The sequence below is a fragment of the Vibrio crassostreae 9ZC13 genome (assembly GCF_000272045.2).
In the GTDB taxonomy this organism is placed as follows: Bacteria; Pseudomonadota; Gammaproteobacteria; order Enterobacterales; family Vibrionaceae; genus Vibrio; species Vibrio crassostreae_C.
This window is the reverse complement of record NZ_AJYZ02000019.1, coordinates 227953-248164: the sequence shown is the minus strand read 5'-3', so window position 1 is coordinate 248164 and position 20212 is coordinate 227953. Positions and strand designations below refer to the sequence as shown.

The following is a 20212-nucleotide window of genomic DNA, read 5'->3' as shown; positions in this document are numbered from 1 at the left end:
AGGCGCTAATTATTAGCGCCTTTTTTGTAAATGTCTCATGCTTAAACAATACTTAAAAAAACAATCAATAAGCAATCAATTTACAACGTCAAAGAAGCTCACTATGTCATCAATCACAGTTACTCAGTTCAGAAACTTCATTCCCAGGAGACGAGAACGTTATCCTGCCTCTAAAAACGGTATCTTTATAGTGTCGAAAGGCAGCATTTCTTTTGTGTTGCCCAATGGTACTCAAGCCTCGTTGCAAGCGGGAGATTTCACCCTTTACAATTCTGGTCAGATTAAAGACATCACGGTTAACACTGAAAATGGCGAATTCAGCGCAACCTGCTTAGATTTTGATTTGGCTATCTTTCAAAAGTTCATTAATCAGTTCAGCGATTTAGAGTCCGCTCGAATCCCAGACAAGTACATTAAGTTCAATCAAACGGATACTGAGCTCTGTCAGTTGAAAGATCTCATCATGTCACTGGCCAACTCTTCTTCTCAGAATGACTACGCACTCACTCAATTAGGCTTAAGTTTGCTGTCTTTGATGGTGGAACAGTACCCAGCTCTATTGGCTATTATTGCTCGAGCTTCAAGGTTAACCGTGACCCAAAGAGTCATTCATTACATCGAGCAAAACATTGAAAACAATATCTCTTTGGATACGCTCGCCAGTTACATGGGAATGTCACCGGCTACGCTTAAACGTCGCTTATCGGCTGAAGATCTGTCGTTCTCAAACTTATTAAAGATAAAACGTATTGCTCATGCAGCCACTCAGCTAAGAACATCGGATAAGTCGATCACTCAAATCGCGTATGAGTCAGGCTTTAAAAGTGCCGCTCACTTCAGCACGGCCTTTAAAACGTATCACGGAAAAACACCAAAAGACTTCCGATCGCTAGTGGCACAAGCACAACTGCAGAGCGTAAAGCCGCAAGTTTAAAGAAACAAAGCGATAGATTGATGTGGACGTCTTAGTTGGGAACTGGTGTAAACCAAGTGGCTTCAATATTAAGCCACTTGGGTGTGGGATGAGATGATTTGGCTTTGGGATTCAGTGGTTGAGTTTTGATACTCATTGATTCAGCTTTGCGAGCAGGCCACCAGCAAACGTGAAAACAGAGTGACTATGACCAGAAGTACGATTTAGGGTCTTTTTCTATTTCCGCCAAAATAGCATCAAGATCCTTCGATTTAGGAAGGTACGGATACGGCCCCCAATTCACAGAGTCGGTTTCGACATCCCCTTCAAGCGGCACCATCACTAACCAACAAGACAGCGACTCATCAAAAGTCACGCAGACGATCTCGTTTGTATAATCACTGTGAGATGAGTCGAGTAGATAATGCGCCTGAGAAAACAGCACACCACCCTCACACTCTTCATATAGGGATTTGCCTAGCTCGACAGGTAAACTTCGATTTCGAGATGTACAGAGCCTCTCGGCCCCAATTAAAAGACGATTCAGCTCGATATGAATGACGGACATAACACCCCTTGTAACTTCATAGAAACTTCTAAGTAGTGAATTCCTCTACTTAGCTTAGGACTCAACAAACATTTTAGCGAACAAGCGTAATCAAAATACCGGCCCTGCTCCCAGAAACGAATCTTGCTTTCGGAAACCCAGAAAGCTACGACTCATCAAGCGAACAGCTATACATCGAGAGTATGGAATTTCACAAAAGTGTCATATAACCGACCTATCATATGCGACAAATGTTATTAACTAGGAGTTGTTTATGTTACGAGTCGCGCTTGCCTCTCTTTTATCCTTAGCCCTGTCTTCTCATGCTGCTTTAGCACAAGAAACCACTATTTCGGGCTCCACTTCAGTATCACGAGTGATGGATGTATTAGCTGAGGAGTACAACAAGACTCACCCTGATAACTATATTGCGGTTCAGGGCATTGGTTCTACAGCAGGTATTACCATGGTTAATAAAGGTGTCTCTGACATCGGTATGAGCTCGCGTTATTTAACCGACCGCGAACAAGACGAGAAGTTGAAGGTATTTCCAATTGCCTTTGACGGCCTAGCTGTAGTAACTAACCGCTCAAACGCTGTAAGCAACGTTACACGTGAGCAGCTGTTCGATATCTACAAAGGCAAAATCACGAACTGGAAAGCTGTGGGTGGCGCAGATCAGCCTATCGCAGTTGTCACTCGCGAAGCGTCTTCTGGCTCACGCTATAGCTTCGAAAGCTTGCTTGGTTTAACGAAGATCATTAATGACCGTCTAGTGTCTGACATCAACCCAAATAACTTGGTTGTAAACAGCAACAGCATGGTTAAAACGATTGTTAACCATAACCCACACGCGATTGGTTTTATCTCTGTTGGTTCAATCGACCGTTCGATTAAAGCAATTACATTTGAAGGCGTAGAGCCAACATCTAAGAACATTGCTAACCACAGCTATGAATTGGCTCGCCCATTCTTGTTGCTGCACAAGACAGACTCAGTTTCTGACGAGAGCAAAGACTTCATCAAGTTCGTGAAGTCAAAGCAAGGGCAAGACCTTATCGAAGAGTACGGCTACACTCGCATTAAATAAGTGAGTGAGTTTTATCTTATGAAAAAAAAGAGAGAGCATTAAGCTCTCTCTTTTTTTTGGAATCTATATGGTTCGTTTAGAAGTGAAGTTGAATCACTGAAACGATCACAGCGCCAGGACGACGAATACCTTCGATTTCGACGCGAATTTCGCGTTCAATCTCTAGGCCTTTCTTAATTGGCGTTACTTTTGTTAGCGTACTTTTAGCACGAACATTACTACCCGATTTAACAGGGTATGGGAAACGTACTTGGTTAAGACCAATGTTTACGACCATCTTCGCTGTTGGGAATTGAGACTTGTCAGGGTCAACACTGTCAGTCAATCGAGGAAGCAGAGATAAAGTTAAAAAACCATGTGCGATGGTTGTTTTGAACGGAGAGTCTGTTTCCGCTTTTTCAGGCTCAGTGTGAATCCACTGCATATCTTCAGTAACAAGGCCGAACTGGTTAATACGGTCTTGACTTACATTGATCCAGTCGCCAGTATGGATGACTTCACCGATCTGTTGATTAAGCTCATCAAACACAAGTTGTGCTTCTGGCTTAAGTACGATCGGCTGTTCCACCGGCATCTCTGGTGCATCTTCATTGACAGCAGGTTTGTGGTGATCACGAACCCACGCAAAGAAATGGCTATTTTGCGTACGATTAAGAAAGTCGCCCCAGTAATCTCTAAGAGCTGGAGACATCCATTGCATAAACTCTGAGTGTTGCGAAGACATGCTATCGCCTCGGTGTTTAAATAAATCAATGACTTTCATAAGAACCTCAATGCACAAAAAATTTCAATATGACTTCGTAATTTTGAAACACTTCACACTATTGTGCAAATGTTTTCGAGCATACAACCGTTAGCTGAACCTTGTTAAAATCATATTAAACATATACTTACCAATAAAACATCATTTTATTACAAAACCCAAATTAGAGTGTTAGCTCTATCACATGACAAACATTTGTTTATATAAAAGGCGTTTTTATTCTTAAGTGGAATAAAAAAAGGCTTAGCGCAATGCTAAACCTTAGTTTTTACAAGGAATTAGTTTTCCGAGGGTTGGTCTTGTAAGAGACGAATCTTACAAGACACTCAATCCTCTATTCGTCATCAAGCGGAACCAGCTTGGTATTACCACCGTGTGCTTTCTCACGCTTACGTTGCACGAATGCGTAGAAGCCAGGGATTAGGAACGTACCCGCCAGTAATACACATAACAGGCCGCCGATCAGTGAAATACCCAGAGAGTTCTGACTCACGTGACCTGCACCCGCAGCAAAGATAAGCGGGAAGATACCTAAGATGAACGACCAAGACGTCATGTTCACAGCACGGAAACGCAGTGTACCGCCCTTCACCGCTGCATCTTCAATCGGTGCGTCTTTCTCTTCACGCTCTACCTTTGCGAATTCCACAATCAAGATTGCGTTCTTCGCGGCCAAGGCTATCAAGAGAACCAAACCTATTTGTGCATAAAGGTTCAGCGGAGTGCCCGTTAGATTCAATGCCAAGAAGGAGCCTAAGGTTGCGACAGGTACCACGAGGATAATCGCAATCGGAATTGTCCAACTCTCGTATTGAGCCACCATAAACAGGTAGATGAAGATCAGAGCCAGTGCGAAAGCAAAGATCGCTTGGTTACCTGCTAGTACTTCTTGGTAAGCCATGCCTGTCCATTCGTACTGATACCCCTGAGGCAATACTTCTGCAGCTACGCGTTCCATTGCCGCAATCGCATCACCACTTGAGTAACCTTCTGCAGGTTGACCTTGAATCACGGCACTGCGGTACATGTTGTAACGCCATGCTACATCTGGTTCGAAGATCTGATCGTAAGTCACCAATGTGCTTAACGGGATCATCTCGCCATTAGACGAACGAACGTGGAATCGTTGTAGGTCGTCCATGCTGCTACGGTGTTCACTGTCAGCTTGCATGGTTACGCGGAAGTTCTTACCAAACATGGTGAAGTCGTTCACGTACAACGAACCAAGGTTACCTTGTAGTGTTTGGAAAATTTCCGACAACGGAATACCTAATTGCTGCGCTTTCTCACGGTCAATATCGACATAGTAGTGAGGTACGTTCGCACGGAAAGTACTGAATGTGTGTGAAATCTCAGGCTGTTTGCTCGCCTCAGCTATCACGTCATTCATCACCATAGCAAGATCAGTACGGCTTCGGCCTAGCGTATCTTCAAGTACAAACTCGAAACCAGACGCGGCCCCCATGCCCGGAACTGCAGGAGGCCCCATCGCAAACACGACAGCTTGAGGAAGTTCAGTCGCAGCACGACCATTAATACGCTGTGAGATAGCCTGAGCAGAGTGTTGACCATCCAGTGCATTACGCATGTCCCAATCGTGAAGCTTGATGAACATTGACGCACCATTCGACGCAGAAGCGCCCGTCATAAATGCGTAGCCGTTAACCAGTGTTACACCATCAACACCCGGCTCTTGTTCAACCATTTCAAGCAGCTGCTTAGTCACTTCTTCGGTTCGAGACAAGGATGCCGCGTCAGGAAGCTGAACGTTAACCAGCAAAATGCCTTTATCTTCTTGAGGTACAAACGCCGTAGACGTTGTCTTCGCAAAATAAGTCACAGCCGCCAAAGCCACAAAGAAGAAAGTGAACAGCAGAACGCCTTTCTTAACTAAGAAGCCAGCCACTTGACCGTATTTGTTAGTAACAGACTCTAGACCACGGTTAAATGCTTGGTACCAACGCGCCGTGTTACCACCACCCTGCTTAAGAACCAGTGAACACAATGCAGGTGATAGCGTTAATGCGTTAATTGAAGAGATAACAACCGCGATACAGATAGTCAGAGCGAACTGACGGTACATGATGCCAGTAATACCAGGAAGCATTGCAACAGGGATGAATACCGCAAGTAGAACCAAGGTCGACGTAATGATCGGCCCCGTTACTTCTTTCATCGCAATAAGCGTGGCTTTACGCGGTGAAATGGTTGGGTCTTTAGCCATTGTGGTATCAACGTTCTCGATAACCAAGATCGCATCATCTACTACGATACCAATCGCTAGTATCAAACCAAACAGGGTTACCGTGTTGATGGTGAAACCCGTCATCTGCATGATGGCAAACGTACCAATCAAAGATACCGGAATCGCAACTACAGGAATCAAGGTTGCACGCGCACTACCCAAGAACAGGTACGTTACCGCAATAACCAGCAAGATGGCTTCGATTAAGGTCTTTACTACCCCTTTGATCGACTCAGCAACAAACAGTGTAGTGTCGTAACTTGCTTCATACGCCACGCCTTCTGGGAAGTTCTTGCTTAAGTTTTCCAGCATCGCCATCACAGCTTTGCCACTTTCCAGCGCGTTAGCGTCTGATTGAAGTGACAGCGTTACGATCGACGCATCTTGACCACGGTATTTACCATTACCGTCGTAGAACTTTTTACCAAGCTCAACACGTGCAATGTCTTTTAAGTAAACCGTTGAACCGTCTTGAGTTGCACGAAGAACAACATTTTCAAACTCATCAGCTGTTTCTAATCGGCCTTTTGTTACCAAGTTGAACTGCACTTCTTGTGCGTTGTTATAAGGTGCAGCACCAATACGGCCTGCAGCAACTTGAACGTTCTGCTCTGCCAACGCGCGATTCACGTCTGAAGTGGTGATATTGAGGTTAGCCATTTTCTCAGGATCTAACCAAACACGCATCGCGTATTCACCACCACCCAACACGTTAACTTCACTGATGCCCTTCACACGAGCCAGTTGGTCTTTAATGTTTAGGTTAACGTAGTTGATCAAGAATTGATCGTCGTACTCACCGTTTGGCGAATAGAAGTTCAATACCATCAAAAGGTCTGGTGAACGCTTTTTAACGGTGACACCCACCATTCGAACTTCTTGCGGAAGCTTCGATTCGATTTGAGCAACTCGGTTCTGAACGTTGACCTGAGCCATATCTGGGTCAGTACCAACATCAAAGGTCACATTAAGGTTGTATGAACCATCGTTAGCGCTTTTAGAAGACATGTAGATCATATCTTCAACGCCGTTAACCGACGTTTCTATGGGGTCGGCTATCGCCTGTTCCACCACTTCAGCACTTGCGCCCGTGTAGAATGCCGACACACTGACCGACGGTGGACTAATTTTTGGATATTCAGCCACTGGCAAGATAGCGAGAGAAATCGCACCCGCCAGCGTTAAGATTATGGATATAACAAGGGCGAACTTAGGCCTTTGAATAAAGAAACGACTCAACATAACTACGCCCCTTACTCAGCTTGTTCAGCAGAAGCTTGAATACGAACAGACATACCATTACGTACACGCTGTAGGCCTTGAGTGATGACTGCGTCGTTTTTCTCTAATCCAGAATGAACAATCACACCACCTTCAACCTGACGACCCATTTCGATGTTTCTACGCTCAGCCACAGGAGCAGCTTCGCCTTCAACTAACACCATAACAAAGTCGCCTTCAAGGTCGGTTTGAACCGCGCGGCGAGGAATGGTTACGACATCAATAGATTGCTTCTCACGCAGATCAACGCGAACGTGTTGGCCTGGAAGTAGTTGCTGATTCGGGTTATCAGCAATCGCACGCATCGCGATCGTACCAGTATTAAGGTTGATACGGTTGCCCAAGAAGTCAAGCTGACCTAGATGTTCGAACGCTTCACCGTTCTCAAGCATGATCTGAACTTCAACACCTGCAGAGTCGCTGCTGCCATCGCCTTCGATGCGGTCCATACCCAGCTCAATACGCTCTCGCTCACTGATGCTGAACGATGCGTGGATTGGGTCTAGGCTAACCAAAGTTGTCAGAACACCTGAAGACGGTGAAACTAGGTCACCTTTACTTACTTTAGTGTCACTGATTCTTCCAGAGAAAGGCGCGATAATTTTGGTGTGAGAAAGTTGGACATTCGCGGCGTTTAACTGAGCTTGGCTTGCTTCTAACTGTGCTTGAGAACCTAATAGGTTTGCCGTTAATGCATCAAATTCAGATTGAGAAATACTGCCCTTAGGAAGTAGGTTCTTACCACGATTGAAATCAAGTTCGGCTTTTTTAAGGTTGGCATTCGCTTGAGCAACAGCCGCTTTCGCGCTTGCTACTTCTGCTTCAAATGATGAAGGCTCAATTGAGTAAAGCAATTGCCCCTTCTCGACCATTTGGCCTTCTTTGAAATGGCGGCTTTGCAGGTAGCCAGAAACTTGTGCAGTAATTGCCGTGTCTTCAACGGCTTCAATACGACCGATGTACGACTTACTTTGTTGGTGAGAAACGACGCTAACATCCTGCACAGCTACGAGAGGTAAAGGCGCTTGCTTGGCATTCTGAGCATCTTGCCCACATCCAGCAAGAATAAGAGAGCTTGCAAGAGCCGTAAGGATTAACTTTTTACGCATGGTTATACCGTCACTTATGAGAAATTGAACAGCATAAAAGTTACGTAACACAATTGCTTCAAATGTCCGAGGAATATCAATTATAACTGGCCAAAGTGTATCAATATGTTAATTGAAACCAAGTGCTTATAAAGTGATTACAAACACGCTACAATTCCTAAGTAAATCAATCTCTCAGCTTTTGTTCTCTATGGATATTGTCTAACATAATGTATTGTCAGACAGATAAGCATTCACATTTAATTGTTAAGGAATTCTCATGATTTCAAAATGGGCTAAACGTTTCTATCAAATGGCGGAATTGGTCGGTTCTTGGAGTAAAGATCCTTCAACTCAAGTCGGCGCCGTAATCACTAAGCACAACCGCATTGTTTCTGTTGGTTTTAATGGCTACCCACATGGCGTGTCTGATAGTGCGGATACTGATGACAGAGAGATGAAGTACCTCAAGACACTTCACGCTGAAGAAAATGCGATCTTATTCGCCAAGCGTGATTTGGACAGTTGTGAGATCTGGGTGACGCATTTCCCTTGCCCAAACTGCGCAGCGAAAATCATCCAAACCGGTATTTCTGCGGTTCACTGCCCAGAGCAAAGTGAAGACTTTCTTTCTCGCTGGGGAGACAAAATCAAAGTGAGCCAAGATATGTTTGAACAAGCAGGCGTAAAAGTCGATTGGTTGCCACTGGCTGACCTAGATTAAACGAACAGATAGTTAGAACAAAAAAGCCGAGAGTCGATATTATCGCTCTCGGCTTTCTTTTGTTTGGGGCTCAGCGGACTGCAGGATTAAGCACTGACAGGAAATGCTTCAGCGTATGCTTCCATGAAATCTTTACGAATCTCTTGCTCTAGATGAACCGCCTTCTCGGTTGGACAGAAAATCATAAAATGGACTTCTTGCTCACCTGTCGAACTGCTTGTGATATGGATGTGAGGCTCAGAACCCGGAAGGTCAACACCAGCGTGCTTTTCGATCACACCGTTGTAACGGCGAGCAACATCGATAAACTCTTCGCAATGCTCTTCAATTTTCACAATAAGACCCGACAGCATAGGGTATAGGTTTACAAAGTCTTTCACCGTCACAAAAAAGTTATGATAAACATAACGCTTCATGAAGTTGAGGTTCTTAACCGGATAAGTGAAGAACATGCTATTAGGCAGCGTGGCTGTCTTGCCAGTGAAGTGATATTGCCCATGATACAAATCGATTTCTTGAATCACGGTCGCCATCAGATTGTGCTCAATCACTTCACCGCTGATTTTACCCACTTCGATCCAGTCGCCGATTCTAAATGAACGAGAACTCGCACGCTGAATAGAACCGGTGAAACACAAAATGATCTCTTTTGAAGCCACTACTATCGCAACAGCAATGGCCGTGACAGATAGCGCAAACTCGCTGATTTCGGATTTCCACAGCACAAATAACGTCACAACAATAATCGCGAATGTGCCGTTTTTGGTTCGTGACATCCAGTTACGTTGGTCTTCACTAAGGAAAGCAACATCACCTCTTATTTGAGATAAGGTGATTCGGCGAATGATTAAAATAATAGTGATAATCAACGCACTAAAAATAAACTTATGAGCGAGTAGAAAATCAATTACTTGCCACACTTTTTCCATTACTTATTCCTTAGCATTACAACGACGAGCTTTACAACGATTAGCGGAGACTTCGCTATGAAAAAGCGCTCAAAAATAGAGCGCTTTTTTACGTGCCTAAATCAGCTATTGGTAAGGCTATCATTTTATCTTGGCAGAAGTAATAAATTGGCCAAAAGTTTCACACCAAATCACAACCGTATTAAATCGATTAAGATCAGTACCTTCGGGAAGCTCAACCATAAAGCGGTCGAATGTTTTCACATCTCCGACTCTCAATAACTCGTTCTTGCTGTCATTGAAAGCGTGCTCGGTTTCAATGAACTTAGGCGAGAGATAAACCTTGTAATCAGGTCCCGGCGCCAATTCACCTTCAAAAGCGATCGCACTTTCGGATACTGAGACGATGCCTTCTCCCCAGTGCAAGAAGTCACTGTCTTGTCGATCTTTAGTGAACTCGCCCGTGTAGATAGCCTGCTCACTGATCGCTTCAACAGAACTTGAGGAAGGAGAATCAGGCTCAATCAAGATAGGCAATGCGTAAACACCTAGCCCAAAACCAACAGCACCCACGGCTAAGTGGGTGCAAAGTAAAACTAACTTTTTCATCGCGTACTCCCTTATGCTTAAAGAGAGTATTATTGAATACTCTCAAAAATACAAAGAGATATAACGCTCTGATGTTCTATTTTTGGTAATGCGTTGCTGTACGTTGTGACAGTTCAACAATCACTTTTACCGCTTGCTCCATGCCTTGAATGGTAATGAACTCATGAATACCGTGGAAGTTGTAACCGCCAGTAAAGATATTCGGACATGGTAGCCCCATGAAAGATAAGCGAGCACCGTCTGTACCACCTCGGATTGGTTTAACCATTGGCTCGACATTGCACTCAATCATCGCCTGCTTGGCCAATTCAATAATATGTTGATGCGGTTCAACCATCTCTTTCATGTTGAAGTAGCTATCGGTTAGCACCAGCTCAACACGGCCTTTCTCAAGGCGCTCATTCAGCTCATCGACTTTCTGCTGCATGAATGCTTTACGCGCTTCTACACCCTCACGTTCAAAATCACGGATGATGTATCCCAGTTCAGAGCGAGCCACACCCATTTCCGCCGATTTCAGGTGGTAGAAGCCTTCATAACCTTCTGTGCACTCTGGTGTTTCTTGCGCAGGCATCATCAATTGGAATTGCGCTGCAATGTTCATCGAGTTCACCATTTTATCTTTTGCGGTGCCCGGGTGAACGTTCACGCCATGACAGATAACATCGGCGCTCGTGGCATTGAAGTTCTCAAATTCCAACTCCCCTACTGGGCCACCATCGATGGTGTACGCCCACTCGGCGCCAAATTTTTCAACGTCAAACAGGTTCGCACCGCGACCAATCTCTTCATCCGGCGTGAAACCAATGCAGATGTCGCCGTGTTTGATGTCTGGATTCGCTTTCAGGTAAGCAATTGCACTGATGATTTCAGCGATGCCCGCTTTGTTGTCGGCACCAAGCAGAGTTGTGCCGTCAGTCGTAATCAGGTCGTGACCATGTAAAGAATCAAGATCTGGATACTGGCTTGGGTTCAAACTCTCGCCACTTTCCCCTAATTCAATCGTTCCACCTCGGTAATCTTTAATCACTTGTGGTTTCACGTTGGCGCCTGATGCGTCAGGAGCGGTATCCATGTGCGCCACAAAGCCAATCGCAGGCACATCGTAATCGACATTCGACGGCAGTTTCGCCATCAAGTATCCATTGTCATCTAAAGACACATCAACTAAGTCTAATGCCACCAATTCTAACTTTAAGGCTTCAGCAAAGGTAATTTGACCCGGTGAACTTGGGCATTGCTGATTAGAAGGATCGGATTTGGTATCAAAAGTAACGTAATTCAGAAAACGTTCTACAAGCTTTTCCATAATTCATCTCACCATGGATTAAGTAATTGATTTACTGACTTAATTATTATGTCGATAAGTGATACTTCGTTAAATAAATACGAGCACAGAGTCAGTAGCGAGGGTTTTCATCTTACGCCCCTGACCATGTATGTAATTGCTCTAAATCATTATTGTGCGAAATTAGATGCGCTTCCTATACTTGAAAACAGAGGGTTTCGTCAGTTCAACATTGCATACGGATGATAAGAGATCGCTTTGTACGCATTCTACGCCCTCCGCTCTCAGCCTAACAAAAGTACAAAGTGGATGATGATCACAATTTATCCTTGATGCAGAATCTGTCATACGTTACACGGAGACACAGTTATGACGATTAATAAATATTTCATTTTCTCTCCTCAAGCCTCTGAGGAAACGCTTCGACCAGTATTAACTGAGAAAGAAGTTCAAAGGCAGGAAGCTCTAAGACAGGCGCAGATCCAGGGTGGATTAGACACAAACGCGACCTCGTAACTCAATGAATACCTAGCACTATTAAGACCCCTATAAAAAAGCTCTACGCTCTATCCGGTAGAGCTTTTTTTTATTTTTGATCTGTTCTCCTCTCCCCCACTCCCAAACAAGCTGAACATTAAACCTTCGCTCATTGCTTGTTGTTCTTCACTTCTCGATCACCAATTGGCTCATAGTTTCTCGCGAATGTATTTTCACGCATTGCACACACTAGCTTGCAGCGCTGAGAAATGACTCACTAAACTCCCCGATGCCATACCTTGTCGTGTCATTTTGTGCTAATAATTCATATTCGTTTTCATTCCTCACTCGCCCTCTTTTCAAAACTATAATGCGAGTACCAGAGAACCTAACCACAGGAACCCCGAATTCAATGGAATATTCAAAGCTAGGAAGTAGTCAAATTCCCGTTTCCCGTATCTGTCTTGGCAGCATGACTTGGGGGCTACAAAATACGCAACAGCAAGCCGACCAACAGATCGAATACGCATTAAGCCAAGGTATTAACTTTATCGATACTGCAGAGATGTACGCGGTTCCACCTTCTCCAGATACCTACGGAAAAACAGAAGCGATCATTGGTAACTGGTTATCGCGTAACCCACAGCGTCGACAAGAGTTGATCATTGCGAGCAAAATTGCCGGGCCAGGGCTTCCTTGGGTTCGAGATGGCGGCCCGATAACGGGTGAAGCGGTGATCGCAGCCGTTGACGCATCATTAAAACGCCTACAAACAGACTATATCGACCTTTACCAACTTCATTGGCCAAATCGTACAACGCCTCACTTTGGTAAGCATTTCCCGAATCACATTCGATTCAGTGATATTGACCGAAAGCAGCATGAAGCTGAGATGTTGGAAATCCTACAAGCACTGGCAAGCTGCATTAAGGCGGGGAAAATTCGCCATGTCGGGCTTTCAGATGATTCTACTTGGGGCATTAACACTTACCTCAAGCTGAGTGAAAAACACGATTTGCCACGTATGGTTTCGATTCAGAATGAATTTAGCCTACTGCACGCAAAAGACTGGCCATATCTGATTGAGAACTGTGTGCATGAAGATGTAGCTTACCTGCCATGGTCACCTTTAGCTGCAGGCATGTTGAGTGGAAAGTACATTGATGGCGCAAGACCGGAAGGCAGCCGTTGGACTTACATGCAACGTAAAGGCATTTTCCGTGACACTGAATCTGCCAACGAAGCGGTTAAAGGCTATGTTGAAGTAGCAAACGCTCATGGATTTACTCCGAGCCAACTGGCATTGGCATGGTGTAATCAAGTTGATGGGGTGACGTCCACCATCATCGGTGCAACGACCATGGAGCAATTAAAAGAGAACGTAGCCGCTTTTAGTAAACCGCTATCAGAAGAAATCCTGACTGATATCAACACAGTATTTAAACGCTATCCTGCTCCGTATTAGGCTGTCAGTTCAGCTTAACTTAGGTGAGTAAATCCCATAAGAGCGCGCTATTTAGTGCGCTTTTCTTTTTTAAGTGGATCGCTTTTGCTTTTTATATGGATCGCATTGAGCTATCACGCTTTTGGTTCGCTAACCTTTGCTCTATAATGCGCGGGCTTATATCTAGGATAAAAACATGATTTCAAAAAACCAATTAAAACTCCTTCGTGCTTTGGGTCAAAAGAAACAACGTAAAGCCCACGGCCTGTTTCTAGTTCAAGGTGAAAAGAACGTTCTTGAGCTGTTCAATAGTGACTTAGTGGTGAAGAATGTCTTTGCTACCGCTGATTTCTTATCTGAAAATCATGCTTCACTGATTGAGTTTGATTGTGTTGAAGCCTCGCTGGATGATCTAACCAAAGCGAGCACTTTGGTCAGTAACAACGCAGCGATTGCGGTTGTTGAGATCCCAACGTTTGAACTACCAGAAGCAACAGGACTGATGATTGCGCTTGATGGCGTTTCAGACCCTGGCAACCTAGGTACGATTATTCGCGTAGCAGACTGGTACGGCATCAAGCATATCGTTGCGAGCAGCGATTGCGCAGACCCATACAACCCTAAAACGATCAGCGCGACTATGGGCAGCTTTGGCCGCGTACACGTAAGCCAAACAGACTTACCAGCTTACTTAGAGCAAGCGAACCTACCGGTTTACGGTGCTTTCTTAGAAGGCGAAAGTGTTCATAAGACTGAGTTTACTGCTAACGGCATTTTATTGATGGGCAGTGAGTCTCACGGCATCCGTGAACACGCGGCTAAATACGCGACTGATAAGATTACGATTCCAGCATTCGGCGGCGCAGAGTCTTTGAACGTTGCAATGGCGACAGGCATTATTCTCGACAACATGCGTCGTCAGCATAGCTAGACCTCTAAGCTAACTAGCCAATCGACAGTGTTCAGATATTAAAAAAGGCGTATTGATTAAATCAGTACGCCTTTTTATTTGAGTTCTTTTCAACAATTACTTTTCTAGCATTGCCAACTTATCACACACACCATTCCACTTTTCAGCGTCATCCATTGGTGCTTTTACTTCCGTTTGCACAGGCCAAATCTCAGCGAGCTCTGCGTTCACTTCGATGAAGATCTTTTGATCTTCTGGCAGTTCGTCTTCTTGGAAGATTGCTTGAGCATCACATTCAGGTACACACAAGCCACAATCAATACATTCGACTGGGTTGATTACCATGAAATTTGGGCCTTCATGGAACGCATCTGCGGGGCACACTGCCACACAGTCTGTGTATTTACATTGAATACAATTATCGCCTACGACAAATGCCATGATGCTCTGCTCTATAAGTTAGTCAAAATTGAAGAATGGGGATAATACTCATCCCAAAGCAAAATTCAACATCATACGGCTCTAATATCGTGTCTATTTGCTCCATGTTTCCAAATTAGTATGACAGATAAATCAATTTCTCGTAAAATGCGCGCCATTGTGAGCTTATCGCTTCTTTGAACATCAGCGTTTCCATCAAACTCTGTATTAAGAAACGATCTAGCTAAGACACCTATAAAAACGAGACATCGAAATGATACGTTTAACCGAAATTAAACTCCCACTAGACCATGAAGAGTCTGCTATTCAAGACGCTATTGAAGCGAAACTTGGTATTAACTCTGATCAGGTACTCTCTTTTAATATCTTTAAACGTGGCTACGATGCTCGTAAGAAATCAAAGATCTTACTTATCTACACGCTTGACGTTCTCGTTGAAAACGAAGCTGAGTTGTTAGAACAATTCATTAGCGACCCGCACGTAAAAGTGACTCCTGATATGGAGTACAAGTTTGTTGCTAAAGCGGTTGAGAACCAAACTGAGCGCCCTGTGGTTATCGGTTTTGGCCCATGTGGTCTATTCGCTGGCCTAGTGCTTGCTCAAATGGGTTTCAACCCAATCATCGTTGAGCGTGGTAAAGAAGTTCGTGAGCGTACGAAAGATACCTTTGGTTTCTGGCGTAAGCGTACGCTGAACACAGAATCAAACGTACAGTTTGGTGAAGGCGGCGCAGGTACTTTCTCTGACGGTAAGCTGTACAGCCAAGTTAAAGATCCAAAGCACTACGGCCGTAAAGTAATTGAAGAGTTCGTTGCTGCGGGTGCACCAGAAGAAATTCTATACGTAAGTAAGCCGCACATCGGTACCTTTAAACTGGTTACCATGATCGAAAAGATGCGCGCTTCTATCATTGAACTTGGTGGCGAAATCCGTTTCAGCACTCGTGTTGACGACGTTCATATGGAAAATGGTCAAATCACTGGCCTAACGCTTTCTAACGGTGAAGAGATCAAATCTCGTCACGTGGTATTGGCTGTTGGCCACAGTGCTCGTGACACGTTTGAAATGCTGTACGATCGTGGCGTTTACATGGAAGCGAAGCCTTTCTCTGTTGGTTTCCGTATCGAACACAAGCAATCGATGATCGATGAAGCTCGTTTCGGTAAGAACGCAGGCAACCCAATCCTAGGTGCTGCGGACTACAAACTCGTTCACCACTGTAAGAATGGCCGCACTGTATACAGCTTCTGTATGTGCCCAGGTGGTACTGTGGTTGCTGCAACGTCTGAAGAAGGCCGCGTAGTAACGAACGGCATGAGCCAATACTCTCGTGCAGAACGTAACGCAAACAGCGCGATCGTTGTAGGTATCGACCCAGAGCGTGATTACCCAGGTGACGCACTGGCTGGTATCCGTTTACAACGTGAACTTGAAAGTGGCGCTTATGTTCTTGGTGGTGAAAACTACGATGCACCAGCTCAGAAAATCGGTGACTTCTTGAAAGGTCGCGATCCGAGTGCAATCGGTGAAGTACAACCGTCATTCACGCCGGGTATCCACCTAACAGACATTTCAAAAGCGCTGCCTGATTTTGCTATCGAAGCGATTCGTGAAGCAATCCCAGCGTTCGAGAAGAAAATCAAAGGTTTCTCTACACCAGACGGCCTACTAACAGGTGTTGAGACTCGTACGTCTTCTCCTGTATGTATCAAGCGTGGTAAAGACTACCAAAGCATCAACCTTAAGGGCTTCTTCCCTGCAGGTGAAGGCGCAGGCTACGCAGGCGGCATCCTGTCTGCTGGTATCGATGGTATTAAGGTTGCGGAAGCACTTGCACTGTCAATGGTAGAACAGAACCAAGCTGAGAAGATTGAGATCGCTTAAGCGCTTTCGATAAAGCAAAGCTAGATCGCGATCAACCAAAACTAAAAATCCAGTGCCTTGTCGACACTGGATTTTTTTATTGCATAAAGGTATCTAAAATTATTTAGTCACGACTTCGGCAGCGTTACTTACAAGTCTCTTTTGACCAATTCACACCATCATTTGAACACTCAAATAAACTTGTCCCATTCTGGTAATAATAACCTTTAGTCCAGTTCCCTTGAGAATATTTAGACGTTATCGTCTGAGTATAATCAAACGGTGTATTTTCAATGAACGCATACTTATGTCGGTTCCAGCTGTCAGAACCATATGAACTGTTGTCATTAAAATCTACCGATAGGTAGTTGAGTGCATCAAAGTCGCTGCGCGACACTCTATCCAATGAATCACCGAGATTAACCCACTCGGGATGTGGTGCGTTATTCTCAAAATTAAATTTCGCTTGTACTTGGGTAAACTGATCTTTGTAGTCACCGACAAGATCTGCCGACAAGGTTTGCATGAATCCAGCACCGACATTTTGACGTGAACAACTGTCCCAATCAGGTTGTTTAGACCAACCACGGTTCAACACACCAAAGGTCGCGAGTGAGTTAGGTAAAATCTGTTGCTTGATGGTCTCTTTCACCGAACATGAATATTCCGTTCCATCACTATCCAATGAGAACCAAGCTTCTTTGTCATATTCCAAACCATTTTTCTTTTGGCTATTACGCTCAATATGCTTATTTAACGCCAGTTCTGTCTGCAAGTCAGCTGAAACTTCATGTTCAATGACAATCAGCTTATCCGCAGTCATCACTGTTTTAACTTTATACCACTTATTAATTTCGTTCTTCTTGGAGTAATCCCAATGCTGCCAGTAATAGTCAACATAAGCTTGCTGGGCTGTCGGGTTCTCTTTTTGAATCTCTTTGGTCTCTTGATACGACTTTTTAATGGCAGGCATCATCTTCTGCGCTAAATCGTAGAGCTCAGTATTTTGATCTTTAACGAAATCACCATACAAGTCCTCTACTGCGATGTTGTATCGGTTCGCAATTCGGAAGTCATGCTCTTTCACATTTTGGATAATGCTATTTTGGGTGTTCACGGCTTGCTTCAAAGCAGAGCAACTGTTTAAACCACCTTTATACAAGTCGGCTTGGATCTGATTCCATAAAACAGTTGTCAGTGGCGTAGTCGACTTAATTTCTTGCTCAGAACTCACCGTCATGACTGGCGGAAAGATTAACTGATAAGGTTCAGTAATCGGTGTGTTTGGGCTGTCTGCATCAATAGCGCCTACTGGCACGTTCACTACGATTGGAGCGTAGTCCATACAGTCTGAGTTAGAGCCCGTCAAAGATAGCTCATAGCTGCCCTCATCGTCCGTGACACTGCTAGGCTCACCTTCATCTAATACGCCATTATAATTGATATCTAGAAACGCGGTCGCCCCGGAAATATACCCGTCAATGGCGACACCTTGTAAGGTTCTCGTTTGAGGAGCAGGAGCACTTGTGTTGCTACCACCGCCTCCTCCGCCACAAGCCGTAAGGCCAACAGCTATAAGTGCGATAGAAATAAGCTTAAGTTTCATTCGATTAGATCCTAATGAAATACATTATAAATGGAATTGTCATTGGGGGGATGACCGGAAATGACTGTGATAGTCATAGCCAGCCATAATAGCGATTGGCATTAGAAAGAAACACGAAAGGGTGATAGCCGATTCGTGCATGTTTTCATTTTGAACAGAAACTAAAAGATAGGGAAATGGGGTTAAAAATGGACTAATTACTTCTCGTTCGAAGCTATCCAAAGCTTATAAAAATCACTATAACCGGTTTGGTTAATCTCTACCCCATGAACCTCAACACTATTAAAAACCTTCTCTTTGCCGTGAAATAACGGACAAAGTAACTTCTGTTGATAAAGCGAACCTTCAATCTCTTTCAACTCGCGCATTGGGTCCTCGCCACTGACAGCAGCTCTAACTCTCTCGCAATGCGCCTTCATCTCAGAATTGTTGAAAATGAATCTGAGCCCAGAGGAAGCAAGTAGCCAATCGTAAAGGCCATAATCGGCTGGCTGTTCGATAACTTCTTCAATGAATAACAAGTCTGCCGACTCACTCATGGAGCTAGGGTCACTGATATTGGTAAGCTCAACAACTTCAATAGCGACACCCGTTTTTACAATCGTTTGTTGCAGCCAGTCCGCCATATCTTGAAGTAAAGGAATCGTCATTCTAGGTCGTGTTAATACAACCGTGCCCGTCAAAATAGGAATGGGATTGCTGGATGTTAATTTACTCGGCGAGAAAGACAGATCATCCGTCACCATATCAGCATCAAACTCTTTACTGCTGGACTTGATAAACGATACCAACCTGTCGAGTTCTTCAGGGGTTATGCCCGAGTTTTCTCTACGATTAACCGCAAGATACGAAAGTGCATTGATTGTGGTTTCTTCTGCTACGCCAGATTGATTAAAACTCAGGGTGTGATCATTCAAACCTTCTATGTCGGTGAGCGTTATCTGTTCTAACAAGGCATTTTGAGCAAAGTAACCTCGGTGACGTTTAAGAACCAAGCACTCTTCGCTCCAATCGTCTAATGAGAAAGGTCCGGTTCCGATATAGGCACTGCGCCCGCTCGAAAAATAAGTACGCTTGCAGCGGTAAATAGACGCGTGTGGGCTAGTCAAAGCATAGAGAAACATTGGGTTTGCGTGTGTCAGCTCAATAGTCAGTTGTTTATCACCCACCACTTGAACATCACTGACCTGATCAAATAAAGACTGTACTGGCCCTTCGATATTTTTTAGCTGCAACAAACATTGAGCAACATCTTTGGCCGTTAAAGTTTCACCGTCATGGAATAACACATTCGGTCTCAACCAAAAATGCAGAAATCGCCCTTCCACCTTCCAATGGTGCGCGAGGCTCGCTTGGGGATTTCCCTCATGGTCTTGGACGAGTAACGTATTGTATAGACTTCTTAAGATGTGATGTTCTGCGGTTCGGTATGTTTTTGCTGGATCAAGGTTATCAACCCACGGATATTGAGTGATCAGTAAATGGTCATGTTGTTGATTGAACAGACTATGTTTTTCAGTCGCTAGCGTCAGTGCCTTTATTGCAGCATCACCATAGCTTTCTAGAAGGCGGGGAATAACGTTAAAACACCCTTGCTCTAACTGAAGCGCTAACACTTGTTCTAATGCTTCGGGAAAGCTGACCAAAATTCTAAACTGGCTAAGCTTCCCTCTTCCTTTGGACGGAATCCAACAAATCCAGCGATATTCCGATAAGCATTTAAGAATGATCGAAGTGTTTCTGCGAGAGGTCGATAGCGAGTGTTCAAGATCATCGATCGTTAGGTGATACTCTTCACCTAATTCATACTTTGCAATAAGCTGCTGAAGTCTACGTAAGTTAGCGTCGTTCAATGGATATCCGAATCAAGCGTCTAGTGGAACGAGAATAGCTGTAACCCAAATGGGAGGTCTATTTACTCATTCAAGTTGGAATATGCTGTATGAAACTGTTGATATAAATAATATCAAGATCCAACTTAATTTATAAACACCTCTTTTAGCAAACAAAATAA

At 44.3% G+C, this 20212-nt stretch carries 17 protein-coding genes; 7 read left to right on the top strand and 10 right to left on the bottom strand.

All coding sequences use genetic code 11. The features are described from left to right. Window positions 1-103 precede the first annotated feature (103 nt). The gene (locus A136_RS02555) at window positions 104-934 is read left to right on the top strand and encodes a helix-turn-helix domain-containing protein (protein ID WP_017064362.1); all 831 of its coding nucleotides are present in this window, start codon (window positions 104-106) and stop codon (window positions 932-934) included. Window positions 935-1118: 184 nt separating this feature from the next. Here the strand turns inward: A136_RS02555 and A136_RS02550 are convergent, their stop codons facing one another. Beyond that, window positions 1119-1481, bottom strand: coding sequence for a DUF3024 domain-containing protein (locus tag A136_RS02550; protein ID WP_017059495.1), 363 nt, complete (start codon window positions 1479-1481; stop codon window positions 1119-1121). A gap of 253 nt (window positions 1482-1734) precedes the next feature. Between A136_RS02550 and A136_RS02545 the strand changes: the two genes are divergently transcribed. Further along, window positions 1735-2550, top strand: coding sequence for a phosphate ABC transporter substrate-binding protein (locus A136_RS02545; protein ID WP_017064361.1), 816 nt, complete (start codon window positions 1735-1737; stop codon window positions 2548-2550). A gap of 76 nt (window positions 2551-2626) precedes the next feature. Here A136_RS02545 and A136_RS02540 read toward each other — a convergent pair whose 3' ends face one another. From A136_RS02540 to A136_RS02530, 3 genes are all read right to left on the bottom strand, one after another. Continuing rightward, window positions 2627-3313 (bottom strand): MaoC family dehydratase, encoded by a 687-nt coding sequence (locus tag A136_RS02540; protein ID WP_017059493.1) that lies wholly within the window; start codon window positions 3311-3313, stop codon window positions 2627-2629. A gap of 334 nt (window positions 3314-3647) precedes the next feature. Then, complete coding sequence (locus tag A136_RS02535; RefSeq protein WP_017064360.1) at window positions 3648-6800, bottom strand: efflux RND transporter permease subunit; 3153 nt, start codon at window positions 6798-6800, stop codon at window positions 3648-3650. Window positions 6801-6811: 11 nt separating this feature from the next. Next, entirely contained in the window at window positions 6812-7948 is a 1137-nt protein-coding gene (locus tag A136_RS02530) for an efflux RND transporter periplasmic adaptor subunit (RefSeq protein ID WP_017064359.1), read from the bottom strand. A 259-nt stretch (window positions 7949-8207) separates the two neighbouring features. On the opposite strand from A136_RS02530, the gene A136_RS02525 reads away from it, so the two are divergent. Continuing rightward, a complete protein-coding gene (locus tag A136_RS02525) occupies window positions 8208-8651 on the top strand; it encodes a dCMP deaminase family protein (RefSeq protein WP_017059490.1) in 444 nt (147 codons plus the stop codon). 86 nt (window positions 8652-8737) lie between these two features. Here the strand turns inward: A136_RS02525 and A136_RS02520 are convergent, their stop codons facing one another. The 3 genes from A136_RS02520 to pepT form a co-directional block, all read right to left on the bottom strand. Further along, window positions 8738-9580 (bottom strand): mechanosensitive ion channel family protein, encoded by an 843-nt coding sequence (locus A136_RS02520; protein WP_017064358.1) that lies wholly within the window; start codon window positions 9578-9580, stop codon window positions 8738-8740. Between the two features lie 120 nt (window positions 9581-9700). Further along, on the bottom strand, window positions 9701-10168 hold the full coding sequence (locus A136_RS02515) for a DM13 domain-containing protein (protein ID WP_017064357.1): 468 nt from the start codon (window positions 10166-10168) through the stop codon (window positions 9701-9703). Window positions 10169-10244: 76 nt separating this feature from the next. Continuing rightward, window positions 10245-11477 (bottom strand): peptidase T, encoded by a 1233-nt coding sequence (pepT, locus tag A136_RS02510; RefSeq protein ID WP_017059487.1) that lies wholly within the window; start codon window positions 11475-11477, stop codon window positions 10245-10247. A 348-nt stretch (window positions 11478-11825) separates the two neighbouring features. On the opposite strand from pepT, the gene A136_RS22775 reads away from it, so the two are divergent. The 3 genes from A136_RS22775 to A136_RS02500 all read left to right on the top strand — a co-directional run bounded on the left by A136_RS22775 (window position 11826) and on the right by A136_RS02500 (window position 14308). Beyond that, window positions 11826-11972, top strand: a complete 147-nt coding sequence (locus tag A136_RS22775; protein WP_017059486.1) for a hypothetical protein — start codon at window positions 11826-11828, stop codon at window positions 11970-11972. Window positions 11973-12345: 373 nt separating this feature from the next. After that, window positions 12346-13398 carry an aldo/keto reductase gene (locus A136_RS02505; RefSeq protein ID WP_032545660.1) on the top strand — a complete coding sequence of 351 codons (1053 nt, stop codon included), beginning with the start codon at window positions 12346-12348 and terminating at the stop codon, window positions 13396-13398. A 175-nt stretch (window positions 13399-13573) separates the two neighbouring features. After that, on the top strand, window positions 13574-14308 hold the full coding sequence (locus A136_RS02500) for an RNA methyltransferase (protein WP_017059484.1): 735 nt from the start codon (window positions 13574-13576) through the stop codon (window positions 14306-14308). Between the two features lie 96 nt (window positions 14309-14404). Here A136_RS02500 and fdxA read toward each other — a convergent pair whose 3' ends face one another. Then, entirely contained in the window at window positions 14405-14728 is a 324-nt protein-coding gene (gene fdxA / locus A136_RS02495) for a ferredoxin FdxA (RefSeq protein ID WP_017064356.1), read from the bottom strand. A 253-nt stretch (window positions 14729-14981) separates the two neighbouring features. Here fdxA and A136_RS02490 point away from each other — a divergent pair, with 253 nt between their 5' ends. Next, window positions 14982-16613: an NAD(P)/FAD-dependent oxidoreductase gene (locus A136_RS02490; protein WP_017064355.1), complete on the top strand. Its 1632-nt coding sequence runs from the start codon at window positions 14982-14984 to the stop codon at window positions 16611-16613. Window positions 16614-16737: 124 nt separating this feature from the next. On the opposite strand, the gene A136_RS02485 is transcribed toward A136_RS02490, so the two are convergent. Continuing rightward, the gene (locus A136_RS02485; protein ID WP_017064354.1) at window positions 16738-18198 is read right to left on the bottom strand and encodes a hypothetical protein; all 1461 of its coding nucleotides are present in this window, start codon (window positions 18196-18198) and stop codon (window positions 16738-16740) included. Between the two features lie 197 nt (window positions 18199-18395). Further along, window positions 18396-20051 carry an ABC transporter substrate-binding protein gene (locus A136_RS02480; RefSeq protein WP_017064353.1) on the bottom strand — a complete coding sequence of 552 codons (1656 nt, stop codon included), beginning with the start codon at window positions 20049-20051 and terminating at the stop codon, window positions 18396-18398. Window positions 20052-20212: the final 161 nt, after the last annotated feature.